The sequence below is a fragment of the Planctomicrobium mucosum genome, from assembly GCF_051466335.1.
Taxonomy (GTDB): Bacteria; Planctomycetota; Planctomycetia; order Planctomycetales; family Planctomycetaceae; genus Planctomicrobium.
The window spans coordinates 4,528,789-4,542,569 of sequence record NZ_CP195793.1; the positions used below are offsets into that span (position 1 = coordinate 4,528,789).

The 13,781-nt window shown below is 52.6% G+C and carries 16 protein-coding genes; 12 read left to right on the forward strand and 4 right to left on the reverse strand.

What is annotated here, in order from left to right; translation table 11 throughout:
- Positions 1–509 precede the first annotated feature (509 nt).
- Positions 510–1,445 carry a serine O-acetyltransferase EpsC gene (epsC, locus tag SH668x_RS17970; RefSeq protein WP_437186442.1) on the forward strand — a complete coding sequence of 312 codons (936 nt, stop codon included), beginning with the start codon at positions 510–512 and terminating at the stop codon, positions 1,443–1,445.
- A 136-nt stretch (positions 1,446–1,581) separates the two neighbouring features.
- Here the strand turns inward: epsC and SH668x_RS17975 are convergent, their stop codons facing one another.
- The 3 genes from SH668x_RS17975 to SH668x_RS17985 all read right to left on the reverse strand — a co-directional run bounded on the left by SH668x_RS17975 (position 1,582) and on the right by SH668x_RS17985 (position 5,202).
- A complete protein-coding gene (locus SH668x_RS17975) occupies positions 1,582–3,048 on the reverse strand; it encodes a hypothetical protein (RefSeq protein ID WP_437186443.1) in 1,467 nt (488 codons plus the stop codon).
- 353 nt (positions 3,049–3,401) lie between these two features.
- Positions 3,402–4,607 carry a class I SAM-dependent rRNA methyltransferase gene (locus SH668x_RS17980; protein ID WP_437186444.1) on the reverse strand — a complete coding sequence of 402 codons (1,206 nt, stop codon included), beginning with the start codon at positions 4,605–4,607 and terminating at the stop codon, positions 3,402–3,404.
- A 139-nt stretch (positions 4,608–4,746) separates the two neighbouring features.
- Positions 4,747–5,202: a response regulator gene (locus SH668x_RS17985; RefSeq protein ID WP_437186445.1), complete on the reverse strand. Its 456-nt coding sequence runs from the start codon at positions 5,200–5,202 to the stop codon at positions 4,747–4,749.
- 354 nt (positions 5,203–5,556) lie between these two features.
- Here SH668x_RS17985 and SH668x_RS17990 point away from each other — a divergent pair, with 354 nt between their 5' ends.
- The 3 genes from SH668x_RS17990 to SH668x_RS18000 all read left to right on the forward strand — a co-directional run bounded on the left by SH668x_RS17990 (position 5,557) and on the right by SH668x_RS18000 (position 7,732).
- Positions 5,557–6,558, forward strand: coding sequence for a metal ABC transporter solute-binding protein, Zn/Mn family (locus tag SH668x_RS17990; RefSeq protein WP_437186446.1), 1,002 nt, complete (start codon positions 5,557–5,559; stop codon positions 6,556–6,558).
- A gap of 183 nt (positions 6,559–6,741) precedes the next feature.
- Complete coding sequence (locus tag SH668x_RS17995; RefSeq protein ID WP_437186447.1) at positions 6,742–7,323, forward strand: hypothetical protein; 582 nt, start codon at positions 6,742–6,744, stop codon at positions 7,321–7,323.
- A gap of 55 nt (positions 7,324–7,378) precedes the next feature.
- Positions 7,379–7,732 (forward strand): Rid family hydrolase, encoded by a 354-nt coding sequence (locus SH668x_RS18000; protein WP_437186448.1) that lies wholly within the window; start codon positions 7,379–7,381, stop codon positions 7,730–7,732.
- Between the two features lie 96 nt (positions 7,733–7,828).
- Here SH668x_RS18000 and SH668x_RS18005 read toward each other — a convergent pair whose 3' ends face one another.
- Positions 7,829–8,890: an agmatine deiminase family protein gene (locus SH668x_RS18005; protein ID WP_437186449.1), complete on the reverse strand. Its 1,062-nt coding sequence runs from the start codon at positions 8,888–8,890 to the stop codon at positions 7,829–7,831.
- Between the two features lie 395 nt (positions 8,891–9,285).
- Here SH668x_RS18005 and SH668x_RS18010 point away from each other — a divergent pair, with 395 nt between their 5' ends.
- The 8 genes from SH668x_RS18010 (at position 9,286) to SH668x_RS18045 (ending at position 13,735) form a co-directional block, all read left to right on the forward strand.
- Complete coding sequence (locus tag SH668x_RS18010; RefSeq protein WP_437186450.1) at positions 9,286–9,456, forward strand: hypothetical protein; 171 nt, start codon at positions 9,286–9,288, stop codon at positions 9,454–9,456.
- Between the two features lie 162 nt (positions 9,457–9,618).
- Positions 9,619–9,735 carry a 50S ribosomal protein L36 gene (gene rpmJ, locus SH668x_RS18015; protein ID WP_437186451.1) on the forward strand — a complete coding sequence of 39 codons (117 nt, stop codon included), beginning with the start codon at positions 9,619–9,621 and terminating at the stop codon, positions 9,733–9,735.
- Between the two features lie 9 nt (positions 9,736–9,744).
- Entirely contained in the window at positions 9,745–10,125 is a 381-nt protein-coding gene (gene rpsM, locus SH668x_RS18020; RefSeq protein WP_437186452.1) for a 30S ribosomal protein S13, read from the forward strand.
- Positions 10,126–10,299: 174 nt separating this feature from the next.
- On the forward strand, positions 10,300–10,683 hold the full coding sequence (rpsK, locus tag SH668x_RS18025) for a 30S ribosomal protein S11 (RefSeq protein ID WP_437186453.1): 384 nt from the start codon (positions 10,300–10,302) through the stop codon (positions 10,681–10,683).
- 145 nt (positions 10,684–10,828) lie between these two features.
- Positions 10,829–11,851: a DNA-directed RNA polymerase subunit alpha gene (locus tag SH668x_RS18030; RefSeq protein WP_437186454.1), complete on the forward strand. Its 1,023-nt coding sequence runs from the start codon at positions 10,829–10,831 to the stop codon at positions 11,849–11,851.
- 117 nt (positions 11,852–11,968) lie between these two features.
- The gene (locus SH668x_RS18035; RefSeq protein ID WP_437186455.1) at positions 11,969–12,547 is read left to right on the forward strand and encodes a bL17 family ribosomal protein; all 579 of its coding nucleotides are present in this window, start codon (positions 11,969–11,971) and stop codon (positions 12,545–12,547) included.
- Positions 12,548–12,814: 267 nt separating this feature from the next.
- Positions 12,815–13,177, forward strand: a complete 363-nt coding sequence (locus SH668x_RS18040; RefSeq protein ID WP_437186456.1) for a flagellar biosynthesis anti-sigma factor FlgM — start codon at positions 12,815–12,817, stop codon at positions 13,175–13,177.
- Between the two features lie 54 nt (positions 13,178–13,231).
- Positions 13,232–13,735, forward strand: coding sequence for a Fur family transcriptional regulator (locus tag SH668x_RS18045; RefSeq protein WP_437186457.1), 504 nt, complete (start codon positions 13,232–13,234; stop codon positions 13,733–13,735).
- Positions 13,736–13,781 lie beyond the last annotated feature (46 nt).

The window sequence follows — 13,781 nt, forward strand, 5'->3', positions numbered from 1 at the left end:
CATCAAATCCGGCCGCATTTCCACATCACCACTCGAGGAAACACAAATCCAGGAACTTCACTTGTAACAGAATCGCGTTTCGAAAACCGTTAAAATGGGGACCGCAGGTAGAGATTGCCGCGAAGTGAAGCAAGGCGAAGCGGTCTCTCAGCGACCCTGATCAGATTGATTCTAGACTTTCCGTCTTCCGATCCGATTTTACGATGGCTTGTCTGTCTGGTTGTTGGGAATGTAAATTCTGGGTAATTCACGGAATGAATGCTGGATGTGAAGTTCGGGATTTCAAGGACAAACTGGCGATGACGGGAACAACCGAGTCGTGTCTGTTGATTCCGGTGTTCGGAAAAGCGCGGCTTCGAGCCCCTTGGGGGACTCTTCCTACGTGTTGCGTGATGCTTGATTCAGGGAAATGTTGCTCACCGGCGTGAGGCCGGTCTGTCAGCGATTATGGTGCTTCCTGAATCCGGGGAGTCGGAATCTTCATCGTGACTGTGTTTTAGAATCCAATCATGCCCACAAATTACCTACTGAAAGAACAACTGAAGGCTCTCACCAGCCGGATCGTTGAAAGCTACCAGGAATCCGACGTTGCGAATCATCTTGGGCATTGTCCGCTTCCAAGTATGTCTGCTGTGACAGAGATCCTGAACGACCTCAAGGAAGTGTTGTACCCCGGGTACCGGCGCCGACAGAACCTGCATCTCGGAAACGTCACCTACTACGTGGGTGATCTTGTTGACGGCCTGCACGATAAGTTGACCCAGCAAATCTCTCGAGCGTTGCGATATGAGTATGATCGCACGCACAAGACGACCTGCGATGAGCGGGAAAACATCGACTTTGAAATGCAGGGGCAACTCGCTGCGATTGAACTACTGGATTCGTTGCCCCAACTCCGTCGAATTCTGGCGACTGATGTCCAAGCAGCCTATGACGGCGATCCTGCTGCGAGCGGCCCTGATGAGATCATCTTCTGCTACCCAGGTCTTTCTGCCGTGACAGTGCATCGAATCGCACATCAGCTTTACCGACAGAAGATTCCGCTCATCCCTCGCATGATGGCTGAGCAATCGCACAGCCTGACGGGGATTGATATTCATCCCGGAGCCTCGATCGGACCGTCGTTCTTTATTGACCACGGAACCGGCGTCGTGATTGGTGAAACCTGCGAAATTGGCGCTGGCGTGAAGATCTATCAGGGGGTCACTTTAGGAGCTCTCAGCTTCGCCAAAGACGGCGAAGGGAATCTGGTTCGTGGCACAAAACGCCATCCCACACTTGAAAACGGAGTGGTGATTTACGCGAACTCAACGATTCTCGGCGGTTCAACAGTGATTGGCGAGAACTCCGTCATCGGTGCGAACGTCTGGCTGACAAAAAGTGTTCCTCCGAGCACGATGGTGTCGATCGAGAAACCAAGCCTTCGGCTTCGAGAAGCCTCTTGAAAAGAAGCTTTACAGACCACTCCAAATGGACAACGCCCCGCATGTAATAACCGGGGCGTTGTCCATTTTACGAAACGATCATTGGCCCGCTGAACGGGATTTGTCCCACTTCCTTCGGTGTCATTTGGTCCGTCGATTAAAAATCGAAATCGTGAACCAGCGTGGGGGCGGTTTCCTGATAGATCGGTTGACTCAGATTGCGCTGAGTTGCCACAGGTGCTGTCGCTTCCGGGCGTGCTTGGAGCTGAGCTTGAGGTTGCTCACGCTGAATAGGAACTCGCAGTTCCCTCCCTGCTTTCTCGCTTCCCCCGGATTTCAGGGAGACATCCAGTTTGGCTTCCCCGGGATCTCTCGCCACTGCCTGCAACAACGCTCGGCGGGATTGACCCGCTGGAAGAACACCAATCTGGTGTTTGACAAAATCCCCGTAGCGGTGCTCGAACTCTCCGGTCAAATGGACGAACAGTTGCACTTCTTCCGCCGGCGCCGTGCCGACGTTGCTGACTGTGAAGATCATCGACAGTGTTTCGCCTTCTCGAAGTGGTTTCACTTCGGTGTAGGTCAACCGTAACTCCGGTTTCCCAGCTGGGACCGCTTCCGATGGGACGTACTCTTCCGGGGCTGGACTAGCAGGGATGGACTCAGGAATTGGATCTGGATCGGGAGTCCTGACAGGTTCCGGAATTACGCGAGCTGGACTGACTGCGACAACGGCTCCGATGCGGGACGTCGGGATCAACTCCGTGACAGTCTGGATCTCACCGACACCTTCCGGAATCAACGTAATGCGGAACGATTTCGTTTCGCCCGGAGTGATGTTCTGGACATTCCAGACAAGGTCGTTGCGGTCAACACCAGCTGGTGGTTCCACCGCAGTGACTCGCTGAGCTTCAGAAATCCATTCGCGGAGATCGAGGCGTTCAATCGTGCGACCTGTCGAATTGTAAACTCGAATCTCGTAGGTGATCGGATCACCAGGGGTCGCGGTTCCAAGAACCGATTTATCCACGAGAATCCCCATGTCCAGCGACGGTGGAGACGTTAGCGGGATAGTCACAACGTTACTTGCGAGCATTGGATGCCAAGTCGAGGGGAGCCCCGCGGCTGCGATGAGATAGGAATCGAATGGAGTCGGTTGATGCAGTCGACTGACACTCTTCGTCCACCGATCATTCATCCAGTCTGCCGCTGCATTCAGTTGCGGTGACTCGATTTTTTGATCGCGGGAACTGCGCACTGTCAGGTGATTCGGATCGAACGAAAACGGGAAGTAGGTTCGAACGAACTCCGCGGACAGTTGGGCTTTCGAAATGAACGCGGGAGTCGGTTCTGGTTCGACTACCGGCGGCGGGGTGATCACGGGAGTCGGAATACTCGAGACCGAGGCAGCCTGAAGCACAGGTTCATGTACGAAAAACAAGGAGATCGTCAGCATGACGCTCGCGATTCCCGCAACCGATCCCGTGACCCAGACCGGGACCGTCCCAATAGCGTTGCGGATCGATCGACGGATACGGATATGCGACCGCTTCCATTCAATCAGGAGTGCTGAAAGCTCTGGAAACAGATGACGAGGTCGTGGAATGCGTTGACGTTGAGACACTGATGCTTCCCTGCATACAAACCGGAGGTCGACAGAGACAGTTCTGAACCAAATGCTGATGCATGGACCAACAACAATGGGTTGTCAGCTTTGCTTCAACATACAACTCCGATATTCCACCTCAAATAGCAAATTGTACCGATTGCGCAAAGGGCAATGTTGGTTTTGGCGGTCTGCGCAGGATTGGAAGAAGCGAGGTTCACAAAAAATCCGACGCAGCACCCTCGCTAAATAAGCCTTTGAGAGCCTCCTTGCGAGGAGCATCGGAAAAGGATGACCTGCGAGTCAGACGCCGCTGATCCCCTGCTCCCCTCCACACGAGAGGGGGCGGGGTGAGCAGTAGAAGCGGACGATTAGTGAACGCGACAAATCGTGCATTTCAGGTAACTGGTTTCAAGGCAGTTGACGAGAACCGGATGGTCGATAGCCTGCCCTCGCTCCTCGAGGATCTGAACACGTCGCCCGCAGTCCAGACTGGCTCGTGCGATGAATTGCTGGAATTCTTCTCGAGAAACATGACCGGAACAGCTGCACGTCACCAGAATTCCATCTGGAGTAAGAGCCTCCATGCCAAGTCGATTTAATCTCACGTAGGCTTTGGCAGCGCGCTCGAGACCCCCGCGCGTCCTGGCCAATTTCGGAGGGTCAAGAATGATGACGTCGTATTTCTCACCGGCAGCGACCTGCTCTTCGAGGAAATCGAAGGCATCGCTGACATGGAAATCAATGCGATCTGCAACGCCGTTGAGCTCAGCATTGCGTGAAGCGAGTTCGATGGCAGATGCAGAGGAGTCCACTGCAACCACTTGACTGGCGTTTCCAAGTTTCGCAGCGGAAAGAGCGAATGCTCCTGAATAGCAGAACGTGTCCAGAACACGGCCTCCGCGAACAAACGACGCCATTCTCGCCCGATTCTCACGTTGATCGTAATAGAACCCGGTCTTCTGGCCCGCTTGCAGGTCGACCGTCAACAACAGGCCGTTTTCGTTAATCTGCAAAGAGGACGGAGGTGCTTCTCCTGCCAATAATCCATCCTCAATCTCAAGCCCTTCAAGAGCCTTGATCCCCTTCTCTGTGCGCAACCAAACTCCGCGAGGATTCAGCAGCTCGTGAAGTTCGGCAAGAATCGGTTCCTGCCGCTGAGCCAAAGCTGCGCTGGTCCACTGCACCACGAGCCAGTCATCGACGCGATCAACGGTCAGGCCTGAAAGTCCATCAGATTCGGAGAAAATCAGGCGACATGCTTTTTCGGTTGTCGTGCCGACGAATTGCTTCAAACGGAAATTGACTGCTTCACGAACCCGATCCTTCCAGAACGTCGCATCCAGTGCATGTGATTCGTTCCACGTGTAGAGACGCACACGAATGTTGCTGTTCGGATTGAACAACCCGCGAGCAATGAACTTCCCCTCGTGCGAACGGACAATCACTTCTGAACCGACATCTGGTTGACCAGACACGTTTGCCACAGCTCCGGCAAACACCCAGGGGTGCTGGCTGAAGAACGGAAGCGCGCGTCTGGGTTTGAGGGTAACAACAGCCTCAGATGATTGATTCATGGAATCCAAAGACTTCGAATGCAGGAAGAATGCGAGATGAACTTGCCAATCGTTGATCGGAAGTCAACAGCAGGAAAAAATCATCCTCCGCGTGAAACGGAGGATGAAGACATCAGGTAATCAGCAAAAACAACGGCGATTACTTGGAGTTGGGTTCATCGACTTCAGCAAGGTAAGCAAGAAGTCGATCTCGTTCGTTGGTGAGATGCCGAACTCGCAATAATGAGCGAACTCGGGTTTTCAGTTCGAGGCGGTGAACCGGCTTCGTCAGGAAGTCATCGGCCCCTGCATCAACAGCCTTCTGGATGTCTCCCATCTCTTTGAGAGCAGTCACCATCAGCACGGGGATTCGCTGAGTCGTGGGGCTTTCTTTCAGCTTCTGGCAGACTTCGTAACCGCTCAGCTTGGGCATCATGATGTCCAGCAAGACCAGGTCAGGAGTCTGCTCCAGCGCAACTTCCACAGTCTGCTGACCATCTGTAGCCATCAGAATTTCGTGTCCATCGTCGCTGAGGTATGCCTCGAGCAATTCGCGGTTTTGTTCATTGTCGTCAGCGATTAAGATCCGGCCGACGATTCGCTCTTTGTTGTCCATCGTATGCTGCTTGACAGAAGGTTGTTCTGTTAGAATTTGTCACATTCTACCGGAGCGAAAGGATTTCGGAAGACGCTGCCGACAGGTTTCTCGTTGAATTGCCCGGATTGCATTGGAGTGAACTTCAATGCAAACTTCAGGCTGACCTGAATGATAGCAGAATGCAATCTCACTGGCGCAACGGGATCGCATTTGTATTCTGAATGAGCCACTGGCAGAATCTCCAGCAGCATTGAAACTGAAGTTGCCGGCGACAAGAAATTGGCCTCAACATCCGAATTGACAATAGTTTGCAGTCTTGGCTGCTCGGCTCTTCCCTGAGCATGGTCCCTGGGGATTTAGTGAGATAGAAGTATGAAAAAGATATTGTGCCTGCAATTCCTGCTCGTCGCCTTTGCACTGATTTTGACAGGATGTGAAGGAGCGAAGCCAACGGGGCAGCCTGTCTCCGAAACCGGAGAGGGCGCGTCGACTCCCAAACCGCTTCGCGTCGTTGTCACCACGACAATGGTGGGCGATCTCGTGCGGGCAGTTGCCAGTCAGTATGCCGAAGTGCGCGAACTGGTCGGCGAAGGAGTCGACCCGCATATGTACAGGCCGACGACTCGTGATGTTGGCGAGATGCTCGATGCCGATGTGATTTTCTATTCCGGCCTGGGACTTGAAGGGTCCATGCAAACCGCTTTCGAGCGGGTTGAAAAGAATGGGAAGCGAGTCGCAGCAGTGACACAAGGACTTTCTCCCGAGCAGTTGATCTACCCGAAGGACTCCACCGGGCATCCTGACCCCCATGTATGGAACGATGCATCATTGTGGGCTGAATGCCTGCCTGAGGTTGTCAAAGTGCTTTCTGAATTGGCTCCAGTGCACGCCGAGGAATTCGCAGCGAATGCGGATTTGTACAAAAAAGAGCTTCTCAAGCTGCATACCTATGCCATCGATTCCATTGCTTCAATTCCGGCAGAATCGCGGTATCTCGTGACTGCTCACGACGCCTTCTCGTACTTCTCTCGCGCTTATCAAATCGAAGAACGGGCAGTTCAGGGGATCTCGACCGAATCGGAACCCGGAGTCCAGGACATCAACAATCTCGTCGACTTCCTTGTGGCCCAAAAGGTCCCTGCGTTGTTCGTTGAAGCGACGGTCAATGCAGCGAATCTGAAAGCAGTCATCGAAGGGGCAAAGAAAAAGGGGCATGTCGTTCGGGAGGGGGGCGTTTTGTACTCGGATTCCACCGGAAGCCCAGGAACCTATGAGGCCAGCTATATTGGGATGTTCGACCACAACGTCACCGTAATTTCACATGCCCTGGGTGGCAAAGTTGAGTTGAAGGGCCTGAATGGCAAACTGCAGTAATCACCCGATCGCGATTTCGGCGTGAATCCCGGATCGCTCTATCCCGCCAGTGCATCGTCCACGTAAGTCATTTCTGAAGCGAGAGATGCATTTGTTGAGATTCATGTTGCGTCATTCTGGGATAACTGCGAGACTCCCGCACCTTCCTGTTGAGTACACAACCTCTTTTTCTGAACAAACGCTGTGCTTCCACGACGTTTTTTCCTCGCTGGCGCACTTGGCGGTCTTCTTGGGTGTTCACTCCCAGGACGATCGTTTCGGGGACAGAATGCGCAAGTCCCTGTGACGAACCCGCTGCTGGTGATGTCCCGAAATGAAGAGTTGGTTTGGGAGCGCGCAATTGATGTGCTCCATGATTTTCAGTTCGAGATCGGACGCGAAAATCGTCTCGGAAGGGTCATCGAAACTCTCCCCAAAGTCGGGGCAGGTCTGTTTGAGCCTTGGCACAGCGACTCGGTTGGATTTGAAAGTCGGCTGGAAAGCTCCTTGCAGTCAATCCGCCGAATCGTCCTCATCAGCCTGCAACCAGATGATAACGGCCAAGGGTTTCTGGTCTCTGTGACTGTGCAGAAAGAACTCGAAGATCTTCCGGGGGTTGCTGGCAACTCTGCCGGAGCAGCGACATTTTCAGAGAGTGTCCCTTTGGCTCGCGATCTGGCTCCGGTTGTCGGGCAATCCTCTGCATCATACTGGATCCCTCAGGGGCGTGATCTGCTACTCGAAGAAGCCATTCTCAGACGACTCCACACTGTCTATTCTTGGTGAGACGAATTCGCCCTCAATCGGGGCACCTATTGTTTTGCCAGGCAGCTTGAGAATTATGAGCTCAGAAATCGTACGACACGGAATTCAAAAGCGATGGTCCGATGTCGTTTGCCATCGCGGTGTCGCCTACTTTGTTGAGGTCCCGGACGATTCCTCAGCGCCTCCGGAATCACAGTTCGATCAGGTATTACAGCAAGTCGCTGCCACACTGGAGCGTCTTGGAAGCAAAGTCGAGAATCTGCTGCAGGTGATCGTTTATCTTCCTTATCCCGAAGACCTGGCAGCCTTCAATGAACGCTGGGATGCGTGGGTTCCGTTTGGTCACGCACCATCTCGGGCCTGCCTGCATTCTCCGCTCGTCTCGTCCGCCATGCGAGTTGAACTCGTGGTCACTGGAGCGATTGACTGAAGTCAACTCAGCCTAGTTTGAAAGAAAGAGAAGGGCACGAATCACATGTGATTCGCGCCCTTCTTCGTGTTGGATCATTCAGAATATTCTGAACCGCTAGCCTACGGCCGGCTGCTGCTGAGTGACGCAGTGAATGGAACCGAGTCCCCACACCAGGTCCGTTGATTGCAGGCCAACGACTTTGCGAGTCGGGAATAGTTTCGCGAGGATGTCCAAGGCAATCTGGTCGCGGTTGCAGTTGTAGATCGGTACAAGAACTTTGGTGTTCGTGATCAGAAAGTTGGCATAACTCGCTGGAAGCCGATTTCCTGCATGGACGACCGCATTCGGCATCGGGATCGGAATAATGTTGAGCGGCTTGCCGTTCAGATCCGTCATCGCCTGCAACTTCAGATAGTTTTCGTGAAGTGCTTTGTAATTGACGTCCTGAGGGTCTTCTTCGACCGCGGTGACGATGGTGTTGATGTTGACGAATCGGGTGATGTCGTCGACATGGCCATCAGTGTCGTCGCCAACAATGCCATCACCGATCCAAAGGATCTTCTTGACCGCGAGCATCCGCTTGAGTTGCTCTTCGATCTCTTCCTTCGACAAGTGAGGATTACGATTTTTGTTGAGCAGGCACGCTTCAGTTGTCAGCAACAGGCCCGCGCCGTTCACATCGATCGATCCCCCTTCGAGGATCATTGGATTAGAAAAAACGGGCTCCTTAAATTCTTCTGCGATGCGGAGTGGAACTGCCGCGTCCGCATCGTGTGGATGGTATTTGTTGCCCCAGGCGTTGTATCCCCAGTTGGTCAGCGCGCGGCCCCGTCGACCCGCTTCATCTTTCACAACATAGATTGGGCCATGGTCACGTACCCAAGTGTCGTTTGTCGCGATGTGGTGGAATCGGACCCGCTCCAAATGGGCGTTCGCAGCCTTCAGTAGCTCTGTAACTGAATCCTCCATCGCCTGATCGAGCACGTTAATGTGCACGAACTGGCCCTCTGAAATCTCACTAGCGAGTTCAGCGAAGAAAGCTGGAATCGGACCGAATTTTCCTGGCCAGGTCGCGATACGGTGCGGCCAGGACAACCACACCCCCTCCTGCGGTTCCCATTCCGCAGGCATGCGGTAACCAAGCTCGGCGGGACACGGCAGCTGCTCATAACTCATCGGAGGCTGTTCTTAAAGAAAGAAATCGGGGTGGATAAGGTTGGTTGAAGTATTCGAAACCGAATGATATCGGGTCAAATGCTTCGGCCCAACAAGCAATTTCGGTGGATTCACAAAATGGTGAGTCTTGCGATCAGAAATCAATATCCGACAGCGAGAAATGGTCAATTGAATCGATGAGGATTCTTTCCCCATAAAACCTCATTGATGGCTGAGGCGAGAGAGAATTGCATCAGCTCTCCCTGAACTGACGACTTACGAGCAGGGGAGGGAGCCACAGCTGCTTTGTATCCCCCTGCGCATATCCCCGGTTCCCCCTTAGTCATTGGACCCGATGAATTTTGTCCAAAACTGCGGAAATCTAAAAAAACGACTAATGGAAACCTTGTAGTCACATGCAAATCTACAAAAGATATCCACAAACCGCGACACCGTCGCCAATGAAATTCGAAGTAACTGCTGTCCTCGTTGATGCTTACCGAATTCACTGGTGCGACTGGCATTCTCCTGCAATGCTCGGTGGGAAAATCAATTTCGACGTGCTTGTCACTTGGTATGAAAGTTGATTATACTGCCACGCTTTCAATTTCCCGGCTGACTGACGGTCTAGTCGATCGAGGCAAAAGTAGTTCTTTGTGCAAAACAGTTGTTCCGTTTTGCGGATGGTTCAGCTTTCCTCTGTCATCGTGTATTAGATTGTTGGACTGAACACCTGGAGTGTAGGCACTATGAAGGTCCGCTCGAGCGTCAAGCGCATTTGCGAGCATTGTAAGGTGGTTCGTCGCAAGCAACGCAACTACGTGATTTGCGCCGCTAATCCCCGCCACAAGCAGCGTCAAGGATAGGAATTTACCATGCCTCGCGTACTGGGCGTTGATATTCCCAACGATAAGCCCACATTCATTTCGTTGACATACCTGCTCGGCGTCGGCCGCGTTCGGTCCATCGAAATCTGTAGAATTCTCGGTCTCAATCTTCAGCGTAAAGCTCGAGATCTGAGCGAGGACGACATTCAGCGGATTAACTCTCTGCTGGACACCAATTTCGCAGTTGAAGGTCAACTGCGTCGCCAGACTGCAGACCACATCAATCGCCTGAAAGCGATTCAGTGCTACCGAGGTATTCGCCACCGTAAGGGCTTGCCCGTCCGTGGTCAGAACACCCAGTCGAATGCACGTACTCGCAAGGGTGTGAAGAAGACTGTGGCTGGTAAGAAGGGTGTCAAAGACAAGTAATCGACTCTGAGCCCGCATCGATTATGGATCGTATGCGGGTCCTTCGCATTCTTAGCGAACCCACAGAGTTGTGTATTCAATTTGACGCGAAGCCAGGTGGTGAATCTACAGCAGCCAGCCTGAGCAAATCATTGAATCATTGCTGGCCGTTAAGCCATTATTAGGGGTAAGTTCGTGGCAAAGGTGAAGACAAAGAAGCGCGTTCGTCGTAACGTGACTCGCGGGGTTGCGCATATCAAGGCAACCTTCAACAACACAACTGTTTCGATCGCTGATACAAATGGCGATGTGTTGTGCTGGGCGAGTGCTGGTACCGTTGGGTTCAAAGGCTCTCGTAAAAGCACACCTTTCGCTGCACAGCGTGCGGCCGAAACTTGTGCAGACCGCGCTCGTAAGTTCGGCATCCGAGAACTGGAAATCCGCGTCAAAGGACCAGGTTCAGGTCGTGAAAGCGCGATTACCGGTTTGCAAATTGGTGGAATTTCCATCAAAGCAATCGAAGACGTTACACCGTTGCCACACAATGGTTGCCGTCCACGCAAGCGTCGCCGCGTCTAATTGCTGATTGCCGTTTCTCTAACGAGGAACGATCTAGTTCAGAGCGGTAAAAACAGTGGTCCGCGGACAGGGGTTCCTGGTCTCGCCCGTAACCGACGGACATCAACACGAGACTTGAGTCGGTAGAAGTTGAGGGGTTTTACACATGCGAATTCGTTGGCGAAATCTGGAATTGCCCAGCCGCGTCGCTCCGGATCTCAGCACGATGACACAAAGCTATGGTGCTTTTGTTGCTGAGCCATTTGAACGTGGATTTGGTCACACCATTGCAAATAGCTTGCGCCGAATTCTTCTGTCCAGCCTCGAAGGGAGTGCTGTGACTCGGGCCAAGATTGCTGGTGTTCAGCACGAATTCACGACGATTCCAGGCGTTGTTGAAGACCTCACTGACATCTGCCTGAACCTCAAGTCGCTGGTTGTTAAAAACTACAGCAGCACAAGCAAAGTGCTTCGCATCGAAAAACACGAGCGAGGCGTTGTGACTGGCGCTGACGTCATCTGTGACGACCAGGTCGAAGTGATCAACAAAGACTTGATCATCGCGACAATGACTGACGACGTTCCACTCAGTATGGAACTGACAGTTGAAAACGGCCGCGGATACGTTCCAGCGACTGAAGCATACGAGAAAAGCCCTGAAGCCGGAGTCATTCCTCTGGACGCTGCTTTCTCGCCTGTCACACGGGTGCGATACAAAGTTGAAGAAACCCGCGTTGGTCAGCGTACGAACTACGACAAGCTCACGTTGGAAATCTGGACAGACGGAACTGTGAAGCCAGAAATGGCTTTGGTGGAAGCTGCTAAGATTCTTCGTAAGCATTTGAACCCATTCATCAACTACCAAGAGCCTGGTCCAGAGCTTCCTCCAGAAGCTGGGCTGAAGGGAATGCTCGAAGCAACCGGCTATTCCCCAATCGATCTTGAGTTGGAAGATAAACTGAATCAGAGTTTGGCAGAGCTGAATCTTTCAGTCCGTGCGACGAACTGCCTGGAGTCCGAAGGGATCACCAGCGTTCGAGACCTTGTCGGTCGCAGTGAAGATCAGTTGTTGACCGTCCGAAACTTTGGTGAAACGACGCTGTTCGAAGTACGCGAGCGGCTGGGTGAAATTGGATTGCGTCTGGGAATGCGAGTCCCAGATCGTGTCAAGAAGCAGAACCGGTCTTAGTTTCGCTCCCAACTCGCTCGTTCGGTTGGGATGGGAAACACCAGTGGTTCAAACGAGAACAGTTGAGCAGTTGTCGCAGTGGCGGCGATTGTCACCAAATTGATTGGATGAAGAGCAATGCGACATCGTGTTAAAGGCCGTCGTTTGGGCCGCAGCGGCAGTCATCGTAAAGCCATGTACATGAATATGGCTGCAAGTCTGATTAAGACCGTCAGCTTCGACAAAGATGCTGTCGGTGCTCCAAAGGAAGAAGGCCGTATTGTTACGACCGTTCCAAAGGCGAAAGAACTTCGTCCTTTCGTTGAGAAGCTCGTGACACTCGCCAAGAAGGCATTGCCTTTCGAAGAGAAGGCAAAAGAGTTCGCGACAAGTGCTGAGCGTAACAGTGCTGAGTGGAAAGCATGGCGCGATAGCGATCAGTGGAGCAAATGGGTTGCAGCTCGCGCTCCTGCTGTGAATGCTCGCCGTCGTGCATTCTCATTCCTCCGCGACATGAAGGCCGTTGATATTCTGTTCGATGTGATCGCGCCGAAGTATGCTGATCGCAACGGCGGATACCTTCGAATTCTGCGTCTCGCGACTCCACGTCTCGGAGACGCCGGTGAGCGAGCAATGGTGGCATTTGTTGGTGAGAACGATCGAGTGAAAGTTCGTCGTTCAGCGCCATCTGTCGTCAGCGAAACAGCGAACGTCTAGTCGTCGCAAGAACAAGAGAGAAAGAGCCCACGAGATTCGTGGGCTCTTTCTGTTTTCAAGCATCAGCTTAGGTGGTCAGCGAGAGTGGTGCCTTTGACTTAAAATTCACATTCATCAGCGAGAGCTTCTCAAGTTTCTCGTCATTTTCGACGATAACATTATTACAAAATGGCGTGATTCATCGGCGGAATCACTCAAGTTCTACTCAGCAGGATGCCACGCGACAGCGTGATGACGTGCACCAGGACGGTCGCGAGGATGAGATCCATGCGACCCACATGCAACTTTGGACGTTTTTCTTTTCTTTCGTCCCCCTCAAATCCCGGATTGTTGAAATCCTGGAGTTTGGTCTACAATGAATGGCAGATTCTGCCGGTTCGGGAAAAGACACGTTCTGTACACGGCAGCTTTTTCCCTGACACCGAGGCGGCTATGAAACCTGCTGGTCAGAATGCTAAGACAGATTTATCGTCGGCAACTGAACAGTCCCAAGACCGGCCATCTGTCGAGACACGCGCTCAACGTTTGGAGAGAATAAAGCGGGAAATTGCTTCTGGGACCTACGAAACCGAAGAAAAATTGGAGCGTGCCATTGAACGGATGCTTGGTGTGCTGGTAGATAGAGCATAACCTGGTTCCAGCGCGGTTGGCCTTTCTTCCCATGGACCATTGAAAGGAAATGCCGTGTCTGATCTGGACCTGAAGAATATTGATGTCGCGGTCTCGCCAGCCGAGAAGTATCGAGAGTTTCTCGCCACGAAAGGGCTGAGAATGACTCCCGAACGGTCGATCATCGTGGAAGAAGTATTCTCCAACCATGAGCATTTCGACGCGGATCAATTGATTCAACGGCTTGTCCGACGTCGTGATGGCACTCGTGTGAGTCGCTCTACCATTTACCGGTCGATCACATTGCTCGAAGAAGCAGGGCTAATCCGAAAGGTCGCCCGTCAGGATGGCCGTGATCTGTACGAGCATGATTACGGTTACCCCCAGCATGATCACCTGATTTGCAATCGGTGCGGGGAATTGACAGAGTTCCACAACGACGGGATCTCAGAAATTCTAGATCAGATCTCGCGGGAATACGGCTTTCGAATGGATGGGCATCGGCTCGAAGTGACAGGACTTTGCCGCAACTGTTGTCGCGCTCCAGTGACACGTCCTAAGAAGCTGAACTTGCTTTAGATCCTGTTACAGCATCAAAACTCAAAAAGCCCGATGTTCAACGTTG

What these genes read in the sequence shown, in the direction of transcription:
- SH668x_RS17985 (WP_437186445.1), bottom strand. Translation starts at nt 5,202, where the DNA reads ATGGACAACAAAGAGCGAATCGTCGGCCGGATCTTAATCGCTGACGAC.
- SH668x_RS17980 (WP_437186444.1), bottom strand. Translation starts at nt 4,607, where the DNA reads ATGAATCAATCATCTGAGGCTGTTGTTACCCTCAAACCCAGACGCGCG.
- SH668x_RS18005 (WP_437186449.1), bottom strand. Translation starts at nt 8,890, where the DNA reads ATGAGTTATGAGCAGCTGCCGTGTCCCGCCGAGCTTGGTTACCGCATG.
- rpmJ (WP_437186451.1), top strand. Translation starts at nt 9,619, where the DNA reads ATGAAGGTCCGCTCGAGCGTCAAGCGCATTTGCGAGCATTGTAAGGTG.
- rpsM (WP_437186452.1), top strand. Translation starts at nt 9,745, where the DNA reads ATGCCTCGCGTACTGGGCGTTGATATTCCCAACGATAAGCCCACATTC.
- SH668x_RS18040 (WP_437186456.1), top strand. Translation starts at nt 12,815, where the DNA reads ATGCGACCCACATGCAACTTTGGACGTTTTTCTTTTCTTTCGTCCCCC.
- epsC (WP_437186442.1), top strand. Translation starts at nt 510, where the DNA reads ATGCCCACAAATTACCTACTGAAAGAACAACTGAAGGCTCTCACCAGC.
- SH668x_RS18035 (WP_437186455.1), top strand. Translation starts at nt 11,969, where the DNA reads ATGCGACATCGTGTTAAAGGCCGTCGTTTGGGCCGCAGCGGCAGTCAT.
- SH668x_RS17990 (WP_437186446.1), top strand. Translation starts at nt 5,557, where the DNA reads ATGAAAAAGATATTGTGCCTGCAATTCCTGCTCGTCGCCTTTGCACTG.
- SH668x_RS18010 (WP_437186450.1), top strand. Translation starts at nt 9,286, where the DNA reads ATGCAAATCTACAAAAGATATCCACAAACCGCGACACCGTCGCCAATG.
- SH668x_RS18030 (WP_437186454.1), top strand. Translation starts at nt 10,829, where the DNA reads ATGCGAATTCGTTGGCGAAATCTGGAATTGCCCAGCCGCGTCGCTCCG.
- SH668x_RS18000 (WP_437186448.1), top strand. Translation starts at nt 7,379, where the DNA reads ATGAGCTCAGAAATCGTACGACACGGAATTCAAAAGCGATGGTCCGAT.